The sequence below is a fragment of the Amycolatopsis australiensis genome (assembly GCF_900119165.1).
Classification (GTDB): Bacteria; Actinomycetota; Actinomycetes; order Mycobacteriales; family Pseudonocardiaceae; genus Amycolatopsis; species Amycolatopsis australiensis.
In genome coordinates this window covers 354,644-371,664 of the sequence record NZ_FPJG01000006.1, presented here as the reverse complement: position 1 = coordinate 371,664, position 17,021 = coordinate 354,644, and the positions used below count along the sequence as shown (strand labels likewise).

Annotated in this window: 21 protein-coding genes; 16 read left to right on the top strand and 5 right to left on the bottom strand. The window is 69.8% G+C overall.

Annotation, left to right across the window (positions count from 1 at the left end):
• Positions 1–30: 30 nt before the first annotated feature.
• The 6 genes from BT341_RS02880 (at position 31) to BT341_RS02855 (ending at position 5,599) form a co-directional block, all read left to right on the top strand.
• Positions 31–672: a zinc ribbon domain-containing protein gene (locus tag BT341_RS02880; RefSeq protein ID WP_245804874.1), complete on the top strand. Its 642-nt coding sequence runs from the start codon at positions 31–33 to the stop codon at positions 670–672.
• Between the two features lie 353 nt (positions 673–1,025).
• Positions 1,026–2,882, top strand: a complete 1,857-nt coding sequence (locus BT341_RS02875; protein WP_072474779.1) for a hypothetical protein — start codon at positions 1,026–1,028, stop codon at positions 2,880–2,882.
• Between the two features lie 4 nt (positions 2,883–2,886).
• Positions 2,887–4,599: a hypothetical protein gene (locus BT341_RS02870; protein WP_072474778.1), complete on the top strand. Its 1,713-nt coding sequence runs from the start codon at positions 2,887–2,889 to the stop codon at positions 4,597–4,599.
• 25 nt (positions 4,600–4,624) lie between these two features.
• Complete coding sequence (locus tag BT341_RS02865) at positions 4,625–4,831, top strand: hypothetical protein (protein WP_072474777.1); 207 nt, start codon at positions 4,625–4,627, stop codon at positions 4,829–4,831.
• Between the two features lie 26 nt (positions 4,832–4,857).
• Positions 4,858–5,088 (top strand): hypothetical protein, encoded by a 231-nt coding sequence (locus BT341_RS02860; RefSeq protein ID WP_072474776.1) that lies wholly within the window; start codon positions 4,858–4,860, stop codon positions 5,086–5,088.
• A gap of 52 nt (positions 5,089–5,140) precedes the next feature.
• Positions 5,141–5,599: a hypothetical protein gene (locus BT341_RS02855; RefSeq protein ID WP_072474775.1), complete on the top strand. Its 459-nt coding sequence runs from the start codon at positions 5,141–5,143 to the stop codon at positions 5,597–5,599.
• On the opposite strand, the gene BT341_RS02850 is transcribed toward BT341_RS02855, so the two are convergent.
• Positions 5,592–6,071, bottom strand: a complete 480-nt coding sequence (locus BT341_RS02850; RefSeq protein WP_072474774.1) for a GNAT family N-acetyltransferase — start codon at positions 6,069–6,071, stop codon at positions 5,592–5,594. The two genes, BT341_RS02855 and BT341_RS02850, sit on opposite strands and share 8 nt — an antisense overlap.
• A 58-nt stretch (positions 6,072–6,129) precedes the next feature.
• Between BT341_RS02850 and BT341_RS02845 the strand changes: the two genes are divergently transcribed.
• Complete coding sequence (locus tag BT341_RS02845; protein ID WP_072474773.1) at positions 6,130–6,354, top strand: hypothetical protein; 225 nt, start codon at positions 6,130–6,132, stop codon at positions 6,352–6,354.
• Here the strand turns inward: BT341_RS02845 and BT341_RS46250 are convergent.
• Genes BT341_RS46250 through BT341_RS02825 form a run of 4 tightly spaced genes read right to left on the bottom strand, consistent with a single transcriptional unit; the run spans position 6,326 to position 9,111 of the window.
• Complete coding sequence (locus BT341_RS46250; RefSeq protein WP_245804873.1) at positions 6,326–6,955, bottom strand: hypothetical protein; 630 nt, start codon at positions 6,953–6,955, stop codon at positions 6,326–6,328. The two genes, BT341_RS02845 and BT341_RS46250, sit on opposite strands and share 29 nt — an antisense overlap.
• Positions 6,956–6,957: 2 nt before the next feature.
• Positions 6,958–8,196 carry a hypothetical protein gene (locus tag BT341_RS02835; protein WP_072474772.1) on the bottom strand — a complete coding sequence of 413 codons (1,239 nt, stop codon included), beginning with the start codon at positions 8,194–8,196 and terminating at the stop codon, positions 6,958–6,960.
• Between the two features lie 10 nt (positions 8,197–8,206).
• Positions 8,207–8,554 carry a hypothetical protein gene (locus tag BT341_RS02830; protein WP_072474771.1) on the bottom strand — a complete coding sequence of 116 codons (348 nt, stop codon included), beginning with the start codon at positions 8,552–8,554 and terminating at the stop codon, positions 8,207–8,209.
• On the bottom strand, positions 8,554–9,111 hold the full coding sequence (locus BT341_RS02825) for a YbaB/EbfC family nucleoid-associated protein (protein WP_072474770.1): 558 nt from the start codon (positions 9,109–9,111) through the stop codon (positions 8,554–8,556). The genes BT341_RS02830 and BT341_RS02825 overlap by 1 nt, the downstream gene beginning before the upstream one ends.
• Before the next feature lie 156 nt (positions 9,112–9,267).
• Between BT341_RS02825 and BT341_RS44075 the strand changes: the two genes are divergently transcribed.
• From BT341_RS44075 to rplW, 9 genes are all read left to right on the top strand, one after another.
• On the top strand, positions 9,268–9,423 hold the full coding sequence (locus BT341_RS44075) for a hypothetical protein (protein ID WP_143168465.1): 156 nt from the start codon (positions 9,268–9,270) through the stop codon (positions 9,421–9,423).
• 869 nt (positions 9,424–10,292) lie between these two features.
• Positions 10,293–10,667, top strand: a complete 375-nt coding sequence (gene rpsL / locus BT341_RS02820; protein ID WP_003102113.1) for a 30S ribosomal protein S12 — start codon at positions 10,293–10,295, stop codon at positions 10,665–10,667.
• Positions 10,667–11,137 carry a 30S ribosomal protein S7 gene (rpsG, locus tag BT341_RS02815; RefSeq protein WP_072474768.1) on the top strand — a complete coding sequence of 157 codons (471 nt, stop codon included), beginning with the start codon at positions 10,667–10,669 and terminating at the stop codon, positions 11,135–11,137. The genes rpsL and rpsG overlap by 1 nt, the downstream gene beginning before the upstream one ends.
• A 63-nt stretch (positions 11,138–11,200) precedes the next feature.
• Positions 11,201–13,300, top strand: coding sequence for an elongation factor G (gene fusA / locus BT341_RS02810; RefSeq protein WP_072474767.1), 2,100 nt, complete (start codon positions 11,201–11,203; stop codon positions 13,298–13,300).
• A 129-nt stretch (positions 13,301–13,429) separates the two neighbouring features.
• Positions 13,430–14,623 carry an elongation factor Tu gene (gene tuf / locus BT341_RS02805; RefSeq protein ID WP_072474766.1) on the top strand — a complete coding sequence of 398 codons (1,194 nt, stop codon included), beginning with the start codon at positions 13,430–13,432 and terminating at the stop codon, positions 14,621–14,623.
• Positions 14,624–15,020: 397 nt separating this feature from the next.
• The gene (gene rpsJ, locus BT341_RS02800; RefSeq protein WP_003102098.1) at positions 15,021–15,326 is read left to right on the top strand and encodes a 30S ribosomal protein S10; all 306 of its coding nucleotides are present in this window, start codon (positions 15,021–15,023) and stop codon (positions 15,324–15,326) included.
• Positions 15,327–15,357: 31 nt separating this feature from the next.
• Positions 15,358–16,008: a 50S ribosomal protein L3 gene (rplC, locus tag BT341_RS02795; RefSeq protein WP_072474765.1), complete on the top strand. Its 651-nt coding sequence runs from the start codon at positions 15,358–15,360 to the stop codon at positions 16,006–16,008.
• A 3-nt stretch (positions 16,009–16,011) separates the two neighbouring features.
• A complete protein-coding gene (gene rplD / locus BT341_RS02790; protein WP_072474764.1) occupies positions 16,012–16,701 on the top strand; it encodes a 50S ribosomal protein L4 in 690 nt (229 codons plus the stop codon).
• A complete protein-coding gene (gene rplW, locus BT341_RS02785) occupies positions 16,698–17,009 on the top strand; it encodes a 50S ribosomal protein L23 (RefSeq protein WP_003102087.1) in 312 nt (103 codons plus the stop codon). The genes rplD and rplW overlap by 4 nt, the downstream gene beginning before the upstream one ends.
• Positions 17,010–17,021: the final 12 nt, after the last annotated feature.

The following is a 17,021-nucleotide window of genomic DNA, read 5'->3' as shown; positions in this document are numbered from 1 at the left end:
GCCGCCGGTACCCGCTGGCGAAGATGGGCCGTGGCTGACTCTGTGCCCTTCACGGACAACTTCTCGGACCTGTCGAACACGCAGGGATATCAGTTCGAGTTCCGCTGTGAACGTTGCGGCAACGGCTATCGGTCCGCATTCCAGCGCGACAACGTCGAGACCGGGCGAAGCGTGCTTCGGGCCGTCGGCTCGTTCTTCGGCGGGACGCTGCGGGACCTGAGCAACTCGGCCGACCAGTGGCGCTACGACCGCGCGACGAATTCGCCCGCCAAGGACCGCGCGCTGGCCGCGGCGGTCAAGGAGATCACCCCGAGCTTCCGCCAGTGCCGGGGCTGCGGCGACTGGATGTGCCACGACCAGTGCTGGAACGAGGAGATCGGCCAGTGCCTGCGGTGCTCGCCGAGCGTCGCCGAGGAGATCTCGCGCGCGCAGGCGTCCGCGCAGCGCGACCAGATCTGGGACAAGGTGCGCGAAAAGGACTGGACTTCGGGCCTGGACATCGACACCCGCGCGAAGGTCACGTGCCCGGGCTGCGGCCTGAAGGCCGACGGCGGGAAGTTCTGCTCCTCCTGCGGCACCGCGCTGGCCAGCAAAGTCCGCTGCGCCGGCTGCGGGAACGACGGCAACAAGCCGGGAGCGCTGTTCTGCTCCGACTGCGGCACCAAGCTCTGAGGCGAAAGTTCCCGGCACTTCATAACGAGTTCGTAACGCGCAGCCCCGGCGTTCAGGCGCCGGGGCTGCACCATTGTGACCAACGGTGACACAGCCGATTGGTCTAGACGTCGGCGCGTAGTCGTATTCACCCTTTCGGTGTAATCGGCGCGTGCAACTCGGTCCGCGTCGTGGGAAATTCACCCGACCGGGTCAATTCTCATTCTTTGATCACGCCTGGACGCTCCGCCCGGTTGGCGCGAATATTCCGCCGACGCCAGCTGACCGCGTTTTCCGTTGTGTCCCAACGGTTCCATGGTGAACCGGCGGTTCAGCGCGCCCGTTTTCCGTCCGACACACGAACAGGGAGACCCATGCGATCACATCCGTCGCGTCCGGGCCGGTGGCGAAAGGTGGTGACCGGTGCCGCGGCGCTCGCCCTCGCCGTCGGCGCGGTCACGTACACCGGTTCGGCCACCGGCGCCTACGCCGACGTCCAGACCGTCACCGACGCGAAGACCGCGTCCGACGGCAAGCAGTACTGGGTGCAGAACCACCTGGTCACCAAGGACCTGGCCGCCGAAGCGCGCTCGGCGGGCGGCACGCCGAAGAAGTGGCTGCTGGTCTGGGCCGGTGACGAGAACATCGCCGACACGCTCGTCAAGGACGTCAAGAACCTGCCGGGCACGCTCGGCGGCGGCCTCAACAAGATCAAGAACGCGTTGCCCGGCCCGGACTTCCTCGCCGTGATCGACGCGACGCAGGGTTCGCCGACGTACGGCAAGGTCGTCAACACCGCGACCGTCGGCCCGCTGGTCGAGAACGAGCCGCACCACATGCAGTACGTGTGGCACAAGGGCGACACCATCTACGCCGGCGCGCTGTTCGCCGCCGCGACCTACGCGTTCGACGTCAGCGCGTTGCCGCAGCTGAAGCTCAAGGGAGTCAGCCTGCCGACCAACACGCTCGGCGGCTCGGTGCCGGACGCCTACTGGGTGCTGAAGGACGGCACCGCGTACGGCACCTACATGGGCGGGCCGGTCGTGCCCGGCCCGCACACCTACGCCGACGGTTCCACCCAGATCGGCAACGGCTTCGCGGGCAGCCCGGGCGAGGTCGTCCACTTCGGACAGAACGCGCAGGTGCTCTCGGAGTCGCCCGCGGCGACGCCGCAGGGCGACAACCGGAAGCTGTGCGACAACCTGCCGCAGCTGGGCACGCCGACCTGCGCCAACCCGCACGGCATCCAGGCCCGCGAGGACCTGAACACGCTCGTCACGAGCGACTACGCCGAGCCGCGCAACATCATCCTCGACCCGGTGAAGCAGCCGTCGCCGTACCTGCGCCGGCCGACCGTGCGGACCTGGGACATCTCCGACCGCAACCACCCGAAGCTGAAGTCGGTGTCGTACCTGCAGGACGGCCCGCGCGCCGACCCGGCCGACCCGCTGCACGCCGAGAGCCGCGCGGTCATGGAGACCACGGTGACCAACCTGCCGGGCCACAAGGGCGCGTTCGCCCAGACCATGCAGGGCGGCGCGGTGTTCTACACCCCGGACATCACGGCGGCCGAGCCGCACTGGATCGAGGTGTTCGACGACGGCGCCGCCAACAAGGCCATCTACCCGAACAACGACTCGAACGGCGCCAGCTCCAACGGCGGCTGGATCCAGACCAGCCCGGACGACAAGTACCTCTACCGCGCGATCGTCGGGCGGCAGAAAGGCACTCTGTCGGCCGACGACCCCGGCACGACCGGCGGCGTCTACGTGCTCGACATCCAGAAGCTGGTCAACGCCGGCGACCGGATCGAGGACATCGAGGGCCGGATCGACACGAAGGCGAAGGCGCAGCAGGGCGGGGGCGGCGACCTGCCGACCGTCGTCGGCGCGGCCCCGATCAACCCCGGCACGCCGGGCGCGGGCCCGCACTGGGGCGCCTACGACAACTTCGTGCTCGGCGACGACGGCCTCTACCACGAAACCACGTCGCCGCAGCACCTCGCGGTGTCGAACTACTTCGTCGCGCGGTCCGGTTTGGACGGTGACCACAAGGTCAACCTGCTGAACCTCGGGCCGGACGGCAGGGTGTCGGTCGACCAGAACTTCCGGGACGAGTTCACCGGCCAGGTCGGCATCAACTTCAACCGCAAGTCGTGGCCGCACGGGGACTTCGGCAACGCCAAGCCGCACTCCGAGCTGTTCGTGGTCGCGGACGCGGACGTCAGGTAGGCCGATGGACCACCACCACGACCCGGTGACCGGCTCGTCCACAGTGGACGTGCTGGCGGTGCTGCTGCGGCTGGCGATGCTGTTGCCGACGGCGTTCCTCGCCGGCGGCGGCCTGCTGCGCCCGCTGGTGGGCGAGCTTCCACGCACGCGGAAGCTCGTCCTGTCCGGCCTCGGCGGGCTTTCGGCCCTGCTCGCCGTGGTGTCGGCGTTCGCGGTCGACGTCAACGTCGTCGCGCTCGCCGTGCACGTCGTCCTCGCGGTGGCCGTGCCCGTGCTGCTGCGGTGGCCGCGGGCCGGGCGCTGGGCGTCGGTCGCGCTGCTGGCCCTGGTCGTCCTGGAGACGTCGCTCGGCGGCACCGGCGTCGAGTTCGCGCTCGACTCGGTGTTCGTCGCCGCGGCCGCGGTGTGGTTCGGCTTCGCGCTGCTCGGACCGGCCGTGCCGCCGTCGTCCGGGTGGCGGCCGGGCCCGCTCGCGATCACCCTCGGCGGCCTGCTCGTCCTGGCCGGCGCGGTGCGGTCCGGGCTCTCCGGGCTCGGCTTCGACCGGCGGCTGTACACGACGGTCTTCGGGGTCGTGGTGGTGGCACTGGTGGTCCTGCCGGTCGCGGTGAGCGTGCTCGCCGCCGTCCGGCGGGACCGCGCCTACCGGCTCGGCGCGATCGGCGTCGCGCTCGGGTTCCTCGCGTGGAGCGCGCTCGGCGCCATCCCGGCGCCACCGCCGCTGCCCGTGCCGGGCGTGCCGCTGCTGGCCGGCGGGCCGGGCTTTCCCGTGCTGGTCAGCCCGCAACGGCCGGGCCACAACGTCGTCCACTTCCCGGCGAGCGCGGGCGGCGACCTCGCCGCCGGCGTCCGCGGCGGGATCGTCACCAAGGCCGTCGCGCGGCCGGGCGCCGAGGGCACGTGGGCCGACGTCGAGCTGCCGCCGGGGCGCAGCGACCTGGAAATCCGCCGCGGTGACACGACGACGGTCGTCGAGGTCGACGCCGGCGACGCACCGGGTCCGCCGATCACCGACGCCGACGCGCCGGAATGCGCGTCGGCGGCCCTCGGCGGGCTCGTCGCGGGCCGGGCCGACGTGCTGACGTCGTGCCCGTCCGACGCGCTGACGCCGGAGGACGCCGGCGCGCTGGTGAAGCTCGTGGAGTTCCTCGGCGAGCGGAAGCCGTCCGGCATCACGCTCGTCGGGGACGGCTCACCGCGGGGTGTCGCGGCGGCGAAACTGGTACGCGACACCGCGGCGCGTGCCGGCTTGGCCGTGCGGCCGGACGCCGGGCCCGACACCGCGCTCGTCGTCGTCGCCGGCTGGGCCGCCGGGTACACGGCGATGACGCGGGCCGCGGAGCTGCAGCGCCTGCAGCCCACCCACCAGTACGGGCTCTACCTGGCGCCGTGGCTGCTGAACGGGCCGATCGTCAACGCGGTGGCGAGCGCGTCGCTGCCGCTGCGGTTCGACCCCCGGGAAGCCACGGCGGTCGGGTACGCCGTCGCGGTCGGCGACCGCTTCGGCGGCGAAAGCCCGACGGTGGGCGGCTTCCGGAACTGGCTCGGCGCCGGCCACCCGGCGGGTGACGTGCAGATCTTCGCCGCCGCCCAGGTCAACGCCATGCCGATGTACCCCACCGAACCCCACGCCACCGGAATGGTGATGGACCGCGACTACGCGGGCCAGTGGGTGCCCGACGGAACCATCGTGCCGATCACGTCGGTTCTCCGCTGAAACCCTTGTGAAGAAAGGAAAATCCATGAAGCGTCTTGCTGCCCGCGTGCTGCTCCCGCTCGCCGCGGCGACGGCGTTCACCGGCCTGGCCTGCGGAGTCGCCAGTGCGGCCCCGACCGACGGCTCGGTCTGGCTCGTCCCCGGCGTCGACCTCGGCAGCGTGCTCGGCCCGCTCGGCCAGCCGGTCGACCTGCTCGCGCCGCTCTTCGGCCTCGTCACCGCTGTTTCCTGAACCGTCGAACCGACAAGGAGCGAACCATGAAGAAGAACCTCGCCCGCGCGGCCGGTGCCGCGGTCCTCGCCGGAGCGGCCCTCTTCGGCGCGGCGGCGCCGGCGCTGGCCGCCGAGGCGCCCGGTGTCGTCGTGGTCGACGAGCCGGACACCAGCGGCCTGAACAACATCTGGACGTTCGCCCCGCTCGGCGTCCCGGTGCTCGGCCTGATCCAGTCGATCAACGGCGTGCCGGGCAAGATCCTGCCCTCCTTCTGACCCGACGGCGGCCCCTCGCGCGAGGGGCCGCCGCTTTCCCCGGGGAGTCCCCATGAACCGGCAACTCGCCGGCAGGCTCGCCATCGCGGTGATCGCGATCGCCGCGGTGACCGCCGGCATCTTCGTCCTCGGCGACGACGGCTCACCCGTGCCCCCGCCGCCGGTCGCGGTGGTGGGGGAGCCGTCGCTGTCGTCGGTCCCGCCGCGCACGATCATGGCGACGGCGACGTACACGTCGACCCCGCCGGCCCCGGCCGGCTACCAGGTGACGTACGAGCTGACCGGCACCGGCACGGCGACGGTCGTCTACGACACGAGCGGGCAGGGCCTGGTCCACCAGGAGCTGAACGTCACGCTGCCGTGGCGGAAGGAGCTCACGTGGCCGTCGCCGGGCTCGGTCCAGCTGCTCGGCCAGGGCAGCGGCGCGGTCGAATGCCGCGTCTCGGTCGGCGGCCGGGTGGTGTCGGCGCACCGGTCCGCGGCCGGCGAGGTCGCCGCCTGCGTCAGTTGAGCGCCTTCGCGAACCAGTGCTCGGCGAACTGCTCGTCGTTGAACGGCTCGACCTCGGCGTACCCGGTCTTGGCGTAGAGCGCGCGGGCCTCGACGAGGTCGTGGCGCGTGTCGAGCCGCATGAGGCGCGAGCCGAGCCGGCGCGCCGCGTCCTCGGCGGCCGCCACCAGCGCGGGACCGCCGCCGGTGCCGCGGTGGGCCGGCCTGACGAAGACCTTCGTCAGCTCGGTGACCCCCGGCGCGACGACCCGCGTCCCGGCGCAGCCCGCGAGCTCTCCGCCGCGCCGCCCGAGCAGGAACGCCCCGGTGGGCGGCACCAGGTCGGTCCCGGGCTCCTCGGCCACGTAGTGCGTGATCTCCGCTTCGGTGACCGGACGCCCGAAATAGCGCGAAGCGACTTCGGCCATGTACTCGCGCATGATCGCGACGGCGTCCGGGTGGTCGACGGGCAGTTCGGTGATGGTCCATTCCACGCCCTCATCCTGGGGACGCTGTCCAGCGAATTCGGCCGGCCCCGGGCACCATGGGGAAATGACGACTGTCACGAAGCGCCTCGCGGTGGTGGCCGTCCTGCTGATCACGGTGGGGGCGATCCTGCTGTCGGTGGGGGCGATCGGCTTCCAGGCCAGATCCGACGAGCCCGACGCCAACGTCGGCGCGGGATTCGCCCTGCTGGCGGGCCCGTACGTGGTGGGACTGGGGCTGGTGTTCGCGCTGTCGGCCGGGCTCACTCACCTGACGGCGCGGCGCCGCTGACGCCCCACAGCGCGGCGGGCAGCTGTCCGGCGAGGTCGACGAGGTAGTCGGCGTCGGCGACGATGTTCTGCCGTGTCGCGCAGCCGGGCCCCCAGGTCCGGGCGGACCCGTGCTCGACGACCACGGGACGCTGCGCGAACCGTGGGTTCGCCGCCAGCCAGTGGGCCAGCGCGGCCTCGAGCGGCGAGTCCGGCGGCAGGGTGGGGATCGACAGCGCTTTGCCCGGCACGATCCGCAGCTCCGGGCACGGCGGCACGGCGACCTGCGTGACGTGGATGTCGCGGAACTGCGTGTGGCCGTCGAAGTGCCGGTAGGGCTCCTGCGCGTCGATCGCGATCACCGAGTGGTCGCGGTGGCGGAACTCCACCCATGCCGTGCGCGCGCTACCCGCCAGCGGACGGCCCGACGGGTGGGTCACCCCGAACGTCGGCGCCGGCCCCGCGCCGACGCCGCTGTGGAACGTCCCGCCCCGCTCGGCCGCGAACGCCTTGAACCAGTGCTCTTCGCGGCTCTCGACGAACTTCGTGTTCGAGCGCCACCAGATCGCCGCGGCCACCGCGGCCACGACCACCAGGACAGCGACGACCAGCACCGTCTGCATCGTCAGAAGTCCAGCTCCGAGCGGGTCTGCTCGTCCGGCTGGTCTTCGCCGGTTTCGCCGTAGCCGCTCGCCTTCTTGGCGTTCTTGACGTGGCTGTTCAGCTTGCCGAGGTGGTCGTTCACCGTCTTGGCCGGGTTGTCGCCGGGGTTGGCCGGGTTGAAGCCGAGGACGCCCTTGACCGCCGCCTCGCCACCCTTCTTCAGCGCCTCCGTGGCGCCGGTCTTCAGGATGGTCGGCTTGTACTGGATGTTGCCCGCCGCGTCCTCGACCGGGTTCTCCCACGCCTTCGCCCAGCGCTTGCCGAGCATGCCGTCCTCGCCCATGGTCTTCTCGAGCAGCGTCTTGCCTTCGTTCTTCTCGGCGATCTCCGTCAGCTTTTTCGCCGTCTTTCCTTCGGTCAGCGCCTTGCCGAGCTTCGTCGCGGCCAGCTTGTCCTTGAGCTGCTTCAGCCAGTCGAGGACCTTCTGCAGGATCTCCCGCAGCTTCGACACCTTCTGCGTGGTCCGCGCGGTCGTCGCGACGGCTTCGCCTTCGGTGGCCGCGCCCGCCGCCGCCGTCGAGGCGCCGCACGTCGGCACCGCGGCCGCCAGCGCCGGCACCCACAGCATGATCAGCCAGGTGATGAACTCGGTGAGGATGGCCTTGATCAGCTCCTCGATGAAGCTCATCAGCATGCTGTTCAGCTGCAGCATCTGCGCGAGGTCGCCGGACTTGCCCGCCACGCCGCCGATGCCGTGCGCGAACTCCCCGAGCGACGTCCTGGCCGCGTCGGCCGCGTCGCCGTGCCAGTCCTTCAGGCGTTCGTCGGCCACCTGGGCGAAGTTCTTGGACAGCTGGTCCAGGCCGGTCGCGATGGCGCCGAAGTTCTCCGCCGCCACGCCGAGCGCCGGGCCGTCACCGCTGACGAAGTGGATCGCGTCCTGCACCGGCTGGACCACGCTGATCAGGAAGTTCAGCCCCTGCCCGACCAGCCAGCCGAGCGGGTCGGTGGCGATGTCGGTGATCGTGCTGGAGCTCGACTGGATGAAGCTCGCGGTGTCGGTGGCGATCGTGCCGAGGCCCAGGGTGATGTCGGCGCCGTCCGGGTGCGGCGCGGTCACCGCCTTGACCACCGAGACGGCGTCCTTGCCGACGGTCACCGCGCCGCCCACGAACGGGGTCGCCTTGATCGCGTTGCCCATCGTGTCCGGGGCGTCGGACTTGACGGTGATGCCGCTCGCGACGTCTTCCACTCCGGCCATGGCCGCCCCCTCAGTGCTTCGGCTTGCCCGGCCCGTCGAGGAGGACCTCGACCTGGCCGAAGAACGTCTTGTGGTCGTCTTCGGTGCCTTGGTAGACGTTGGCCGCGTCGGTGAACTTCTCCTGCGCGGAGGTCAGGCCGTCGGCCATCGACCGCAGCAGGTCCTGCAGCTCCCGCAGGGTCTCGTCGTACCCCTGCTTGGTGAAGAGGCCGACGACGCCCCACGACTTGTCGCCGACGTCGGACTGACCCACCTTTCGGGTGATCTTGGCGCCCTGGTCCCGGTACGCGGCCAGGTCGCCGACGTAGGCGCGCAGGGCGTCCACCTGGACGCGGTAGCCGCCGGCTCCGTCGGGCATCAGTCCTCCTCGTCGAACAGGTTCCGGAGGAAGCGGTCGCCGGCGGACCCGCCGCCCGCGGGCGGCGCCTGCGGTGGTGGTGGCGCGTCGGACTGGCGCAGCACCCGCTCCTCGGAGAAGTCCTCGGCCGGTGGCGCCGGGCTCGCCGGTGCTTCCGCCAGCTTCGACCGCAGTTCCTCGACGCTGGTTCCGAACGCCACGGCCTGGGTCTCGAGGACCTGGTCGACGAGGCCGAGACCGTCGCCCATGTGCTCCTGGACGATCACCGCCTGCCGCCGCGCGGCCTCGCCGACGGCCTCGCGCAGGGTGGTCAGCAGCGTCGCCGAGAGCGCCTGCGGGCCCTTCGCGAGGGCCGCGTCGGTGAACTTGACGTCGAGGACCGCACCGCCGGGCCCGGTGACGACGGTCACGCCCCCGTCCGGCGAGGACGCGCTCGCCCGCAGCTCGGTCAGCTCCTGGCGCATCGCCCCGACACCGGCGAACCGGTCGTCGACGTTCCGGATGCTCGCCTGGAACCGTTCGAACTCGGTCACCAGCTGGTCGAACTCGGCCGACATGTCGTGATCCCTTCCCCGTCCCGCCACTCGTCGTGGCCCCTCGGCGACAGTGTGACGCACGGAACGCCGGATCCGATCCCACTGCATCACCCGACCGGGTAATGGGTAGGTTTCCGGCCGCAAGGGGAAGCAGGGGAAGAACGCGAGGAGTGCGTGATGACCAGCAGCGAAGGGGCCGAGCGGCCCACGGAAGAGCCGAAGTCGACGGGCAGCCACGCGGCCCCGGAGGGGGCGGGCGTGCACCCGCTCATCGACCTCTCGCGTGACCCGAACCCCGGCAAGCCGGACCACGCGAAGCCGGACGAGGACTGAGCCGGCCGGACCCGGGCGGGCCACGCCCGGGTTCGCCGTCGAGGGGCTGGTTCGGGCCGCGCCGAACGGGCATGGTCACGCCCGGGTTCGCCGTCGACCGGCCGGCCCGTCCGTGTCGGCCACGCCCACCCGGTGAGGGTGGAGTACGACCGCGGCGCCGGTTGAAGCCGCGCCCGGCTTCGGCGTTCCAGCTGCTGGGTGGCTCTCCGGCTCCCTCGGTCGGGTGAGGCGGGCCACGCGACCCAGTGAGAATCGAGTCGGCGACCTCGCCCGCGCGGGGTACCTCACCCGAGTCGGGCGGGCCGCAGCCGACGGGCTGGCCCGCGCGCGGGCTATTTCACCCGGGCCGGGCGGACCCACACCCGGCAGGGCTGGCCCGCGCCGGTCACGTCATCCGGGCCGGGCCAACTCGCGACCCGCAGGCTGCCCCGCGGGGCCTACCTCACCCAGCCCGGAGCGGTCCAGCCCGAGGCGCCCCAGCCGAGCCCGCGCAGCGGGAACAACCCCGAGGCCCACGGTGTTCTACAAAGCGCCGGGTCCGGCGCGACCGGACCCTGGAACATCCCGCGGCCCGACCGTGTTCGGGGGTAGGCTGGACGTTCGCCGACCTTCAGACCCCCCGCCGCGCTCCGTCCGGACCCGGGCGGGTATCTTTGGAGACCGTGCCCGGCAGGCGTCGGGCCGCTCCGCGTGCCGTGCGCATGGGCGGGGTGCTCAGGCACCCGGTCACCGGCTTCGGCAGGTCGGGGTTCCGACGGAAAATTCCTCCGGGAAGTTACCGGTCGCGAGACCGTGACGCGGGCCGACACGCCCGACCGCGGGGGCCGGTGAAGACACGAAGAAGCAGATCACGACAGGAAGCTGGTCCATTGCCCACGATCCAGCAGCTGGTCCGCAAGGGCCGCCAGGACAAGGCTGCCAAGCAGAAGACGGCGGCACTCAAGGGGAGCCCGCAGCGGCGTGGCGTGTGCACCCGCGTGTACACCACGACCCCCAAGAAGCCGAACTCGGCGCTGCGCAAGGTCGCGCGTGTGAAGCTGACCAGCGGCATCGAGGTCACCGCCTACATCCCCGGTGAGGGCCACAACCTGCAGGAGCACTCGATGGTGCTCGTGCGCGGTGGTCGTGTGAAGGACCTTCCGGGTGTCCGTTACAAGATCATCCGCGGTTCGCTCGACACCCAGGGTGTCAAGAACCGCAAGCAGGCGCGCAGCCGGTACGGCGCGAAGAAGGAGAAGAGCTAATGCCCCGCAAGGGTCCGGCCCCGAAGCGGCCGCTGATCTCCGACCCCGTCTACGCCTCCCCGCTGGTCACCCAGCTGGTGAACAAGGTGCTGAAGGACGGGAAGCGGTCCCTGGCCGAGCGCATCGTGTACGGCGCGCTCGAAGGCGCTCGCGAGAAGACGGGCACCGACCCGGTCGTCACGCTGAAGCGCGCCCTCGACAACGTGCGCCCGACCATCGAGGTGAAGAGCCGCCGCGTCGGTGGCGCCACCTACCAGGTGCCGATCGAGGTCAAGCCGGGCCGCTCCACGACCCTCGCGCTGCGCTGGCTGGTCTCCTTCTCGCAGGCCCGCCGCGAGAAGACGATGATCGAGCGCCTGCAGAACGAGCTCCTGGACGCTTCGAACGGCCTCGGTGCCTCCGTGAAGCGTCGCGAGGACACGCACAAGATGGCCGAGTCCAACCGGGCCTTCGCGCACTACCGCTGGTGATTTCCGCCCGGCATCAGATGCAAGCCATGCCGGGCCCCACGCTTGAGACAGGGGAACATTCTCGTGGCACGTGAAGTGCTGACCGACCTGAACAAGGTCCGCAACATCGGCATCATGGCGCACATCGACGCCGGCAAGACCACCACCACCGAGCGGATCCTGTTCTACACCGGGATCAACTACAAGATCGGCGAAGTCCACGACGGCGCCGCCACCATGGACTGGATGGAGGAGGAGCAGAAGCGGGGTATCACCATCACCTCGGCTGCGACCACCACCTTCTGGAACGACTACCAGATCAACCTGATCGACACCCCCGGGCACGTCGACTTCACCGTCGAGGTGGAGCGCAACCTGCGGGTGCTCGACGGCGCGGTCGCCGTCTTCGACGGCAAGGAGGGCGTCGAGCCGCAGTCCGAGCAGGTCTGGCGGCAGGCGGACAAGTACGACGTCCCGCGCATCTGCTTCGTCAACAAGATGGACAAGCTGGGTGCGGACTTCTACTACACCCTGAAGACCATCGAGGAGCGCCTCGGCGTCAAGCCGCTGGCCATCCAGCTGCCCATCGGCGCCGAGAACGACTTCGAAGGCGTCATCGACCTGGTCCGCATGAAGGCCCTGGTCTGGCGCGGCGAGGTCCAGAAGGGCGAGGACTACGCGGTCGAGGACATCCCGGCCGACCTGGCCGACAAGGCCGCCGAGTACCGCGAGAAGCTGATCGAGGCCGTCTCCGAGGCCGACGACGCGCTGATGGAGAAGTTCCTCGAGGGCGAGGAGCTCACCGAAGCCGAGATCAAGTCCGGGATCCGCAAGCTGGTCATCACCCGCGAGGCGTTCCCGGTCCTGGCCGGCTCCGCGTTCAAGAACAAGGGCGTGCAGCCCATGCTCGACGCGGTCATCGACTACCTGCCGTCGCCGCTGGACGTCCCGGCCGTCGAGGGCCTGCTGCCCGACGGCGAGACCCCGGCGACCCGCAAGGCGTCGGTCGACGAGCCGTTCGCCGCGCTCGCGTTCAAGATCGCCGCGCACCCGTTCTTCGGCAAGCTGACCTACATCCGGGTGTACTCGGGCAAGGTCGCCGCCGGCGCGCAGGTCATCAACGCGACCAAGGAGCGCAAGGAGCGCATCGGGAAGATCTTCCAGATGCACTCCAACAAGGAGAACCCGGTCGACGACGCCCAGGTCGGTCACATCTACGCGGTCATCGGCCTGAAGGACACCACCACCGGTGACACCCTGGCGGACCCGCAGAACCCGATCGTCCTCGAGTCGATGACGTTCCCCGAGCCGGTCATCCGGGTCGCGATCGAGCCGAAGACGAAGGCCGACCAGGAGAAGCTGTCCCTGGCGATCCAGAAGCTGGCCGAAGAGGACCCGACGTTCCAGGTCAAGCTGGACGAGGAGACCGGTCAGACCATCATCGCCGGCATGGGCGAGCTGCACCTCGAGGTGCTCGTCAACCGGATGAAGTCCGACTACAAGGTCGAGGCGAACATCGGTAAGCCGCAGGTGGCCTACCGCGAGACCGTCCGCAAGACGGTCGACAAGCTCGAGTACACGCACAAGAAGCAGACCGGTGGTTCCGGCCAGTTCGCGAAGGTCATCGTGAAGCTGGAGCCGCTCGAGACGACGGACGGTGCGCTCTACGAGTTCGACAACAAGGTGACCGGTGGCCGCGTGCCACGGGAGTACATCCCGTCGGTCGACGCGGGCGCCCAGGACGCGATGCAGTACGGCGTGCTGGCCGGCTACCCGCTCGTCGGGTTGAAGTTCACCCTGTTGGACGGTGCATACCACGAGGTCGACTCTTCGGAGATGGCGTTCAAGATCGCCGGTTCCATGGCGATGAAGGAAGCCGCGAAGAAGGCCGGCCCGGTGATCCTGGAGCCGATGATGGCGGTCGAGGTGACCACGCCCGAGGACTACATGGGTGACGTCATCGGTGACCTCAACTCCCGCCGTGGTCAGATCCAGGCCATGGAGGAGCGGTCGGGTACCCGTGTCGTGAAGGCACTGGTTCCGCTGTCGGAGATGTTCGGCTACGTCGGCGACCTGCGGTCCCGCACCCAGGGCCGGGCGAACTACTCCATGGTGTTCGACTCCTACGCCGAGGTTCCCGCGAACGTCGCGAAGGAAATCATCGCGAAGGCGACGGGGGAGTAACACCCCCACCGCACGCGGGCATTAAGGGACTCTCCTGAACGTCCGCAGCACCGACGAAGGAACATTCGCAGGGCGGCAGCCACGCCGCCCTGCGAGCACAAAGCGAAATCAGTCCAGGAGGACATTCCAGTGGCGAAGGCGAAGTTCGAGCGGAGCAAGCCGCACGTCAACATCGGGACCATCGGTCACGTCGACCACGGCAAGACCACGCTGACCGCGGCGATCACCAAGGTTCTGCACGACAAGTACCCGGACCTCAACGAGTCGCGTGCGTTCGACCAGATCGACAACGCGCCCGAAGAGAAGCAGCGCGGCATCACGATCAACATCTCGCACGTCGAGTACCAGACCGAGAAGCGTCACTACGCGCACGTCGACGCCCCCGGTCACGCGGACTACATCAAGAACATGATCACCGGTGCCGCCCAGATGGACGGCGCGATCCTGGTGGTCGCCGCGACCGACGGCCCGATGCCGCAGACCCGTGAGCACGTGCTGCTCGCCCGCCAGGTCGGCGTGCCCTACATCGTGGTCGCGCTGAACAAGGCCGACATGGTCGACGACGAGGAGATCCTCGAGCTCGTCGAGCTGGAGGTCCGCGAGCTGCTGTCCTCGCAGGAGTTCCCGGGCGACGACGCCCCGGTCGTACGCGTTTCGGGCCTCAAGGCGCTCGAGGGCGACGAGAAGTGGGCCGAGTCGGTCCTCGAGCTGATGACCGCCGTCGACGACAACGTGCCGGACCCGGTGCGTGAGCTCGACAAGCCGTTCCTCATGCCGATCGAGGACGTCTTCACGATCACCGGCCGCGGCACCGTGGTCACCGGTCGCGTCGAGCGCGGCCAGATCAACGTGAACGAAGAGGTCGAGATCGTGGGTATCCGCGAGAAGTCGACCAAGACCACCGTCACCGGTGTCGAGATGTTCCGCAAGCTGCTCGACTCGGGCCAGGCGGGCGACAACGTCGGCCTCCTGCTCCGCGGCATCAAGCGCGAGGACGTCGAGCGCGGCCAGGTCGTCGTGAAGCCGGGCACCACCACCCCGCACACCGACTTCGAGGGCCGGGTCTACATCCTGTCGAAGGACGAGGGTGGCCGTCACACCCCGTTCTTCAACAACTACCGCCCGCAGTTCTACTTCCGCACCACCGACGTGACCGGCGTCGTGACCCTCCCCGAGGGCACCGAGATGGTCATGCCGGGCGACAACACCGACATCTCGGTCCAGCTGATCCAGCCGGTCGCGATGGACGAGGGTCTGCGCTTCGCCATCCGCGAGGGTGGCCGGACCGTCGGCGCGGGCCAGGTCACCAAGATCATCAAGTGACGTAGGCGCCCCGCACCCGGGCAATACACCCCCGGGTGCGGGGCGTCAACTCACGTGTGCGACACTATTCAGGTTGCTCGTCCTGGGGCGGCCGATCCTCTGCGAGGGTCCGGCCGCCTCGGTGCGAGTGGCCACGGTCCGCCGAGCTCTTCCTTCGGGTTGCAGGCGAGCGGGCAAGGGCAGTGAGACGGTCCAGCCGGCTCATAGCCTCCTCACGTTGAGGAAGACCAGGCAAGACGACGATCCCGCGGGATCCGTCTGTGCGTCGGGCGCGACACGCCCGACCGCGTGGACCGGGGACAGGGCCGTTGAACTGCGGAAACCCGCGCCCTGGGTGGAAACACCCAGCCGGGTTTGTGAGATAGCGGCACGAGACGACAAGGAACGAGCAGCCACCATGGCGGGACAGAAGATCCGCATCCGGCTCAAGGCCTACGACCACGAGGCGATCGACACCTCGGCGCGCAAGATCGTGGAGACGGTCACGCGCACCGGCGCCCGGGTTGTCGGGCCGGTGCCGCTGCCCACCGAGAAGAACGTTTACTGCGTCATCCGCTCGCCGCACAAGTACAAGGACTCGCGCGAGCACTTCGAGATGCGCACGCACAAGCGTCTGATCGACATCCTCGACCCGACGCCGAAGACGGTCGACGCGCTCATGCGCATCGACCTGCCGGCGAGCGTCGACGTCAACATCCAGTAAGCGTTGGGCGAGCGGCGGAGATAAGAGACTCATGTCTGACAGGCAAGTGAAGGGCATCCTGGGCACCAAGCTCGGCATGACCCAGGTCTTCGACGAGCAGAACCGGGTCGTCCCGGTGACCGTCGTCAAGGCCGGCCCGAACGTGGTCACCCAGGTTCGGACCCAGGACAAGGACGGCTACGCGGCCGTGCAGCTGGCGTTCGGCGCGGTCGACCCGCGCAAGGTGAACAAGCCGCGCACCGGCCACTTCGACAAGGCGGGCGTGACCCCGCGGCGGTTCCTCGCCGAGCTGCGCACCACCGACGCCGAGACCTACGAGGTCGGCCAGGAGATCACCGCCGAGGTGTTCGCCGCCGGCACCGAGGTCGACGTGACCGGGACCAGCAAGGGCAAGGGCTACGCGGGTGTCATGAAGCGCCACGGCTTCAAGGGCCAGGGCGCGAGCCACGGTGCCCAGGCCGTGCACCGCAAGCCGGGTTCGATCGGTGGCTGCGCCACCCCCGGCCGCGTCTTCAAGGGCCTGCGCATGGCAGGCCGGATGGGCAACGACCGGGTCACCACGCAGAACCTGACCGTGCACGCCGTGCGTGCCGAGGACGGCCTGCTGCTGATCAAGGGCGCCGTGCCCGGTCCCAAGGGCGGCCTGCTGTTCGTGCGCAGCGCCGCGAAGGGTGGTAACTGATCAATGACAAGCGTCGAGCTGAAGACCCCGGCCGGTAAAGCCGACGGCACGGTCGATCTCCCCGAGGAGATCTTCGACGTGCAGGCCAACGTCGCGCTGATGCACCAGGTCGTGGTGGCCCAGCAGGCCGCCGCGCGCCAGGGCACGCACGACACGAAGACCCGCGGTGAGGTCTCCGGTGGCGGCAAGAAGCCGTACCGGCAGAAGGGCACCGGCCGTGCCCGCCAGGGTTCGACCCGCGCGCCGCAGTTCGCCGGCGGTGGCGTCGTGCACGGCCCCACGCCGCGCGACTACACCCAGCGCACCCCGAAGAAGATGAAGGCCGCCGCCCTGCGTGGCGCTCTCTCCGACCGGGCGCGCGCCGGCCAGCTGCACGTCGTCACCGAGCTGGTGACCGGCGAGAAGCCGTCCACGAAGGCCGCCAAGGCCGCCCTCGCCGCGGTGACGCAGGCGAAGCGCGTGCTGGTGGTGCTGGACCGCGCCGACGAGCTGAGCTGGATTTCGCTGCGCAACCTGCCCGAGGTGCACCTGCTCTGGGCCGACCAGCTCAACACCTACGACGTGCTGGTCAACGACGACGTCGTGTTCACCAAGGCCGCGTACGACGCGTTCGTCGCCGGCCCCGTCCGCGGCAAGGCCGTCAAGGCTTCCGCGCGGTCGGGCGAGGTCACGGAAGGGAGTGACGAGAAGTGAGTTCGGTCGCCATTCCGGACCCCCGCGACATCCTGCTCGCGCCGGTCATCTCCGAGAAGTCCTACGGGCTGCTCGAGGACCACAAGTACACGTTCATCGTCCGCCCGGACGCCAACAAGACCCAGATCAAGATCGCGGTCGAGAAGGTGTTCGGCGTCAAGGTGGTCAGCGTCAACACGGCCAACCGCCAGGGCAAGCGGAAGCGGACTCGCGCCGGCTTCGGCAAGCGCAAGGACACCAAGCGCGCCATCGTGACTCTTTCGCCCGAGAGCAAGGCGATCGAGATCTTCGGCGGACCCACCGCGTAAAGGACTGAGCTG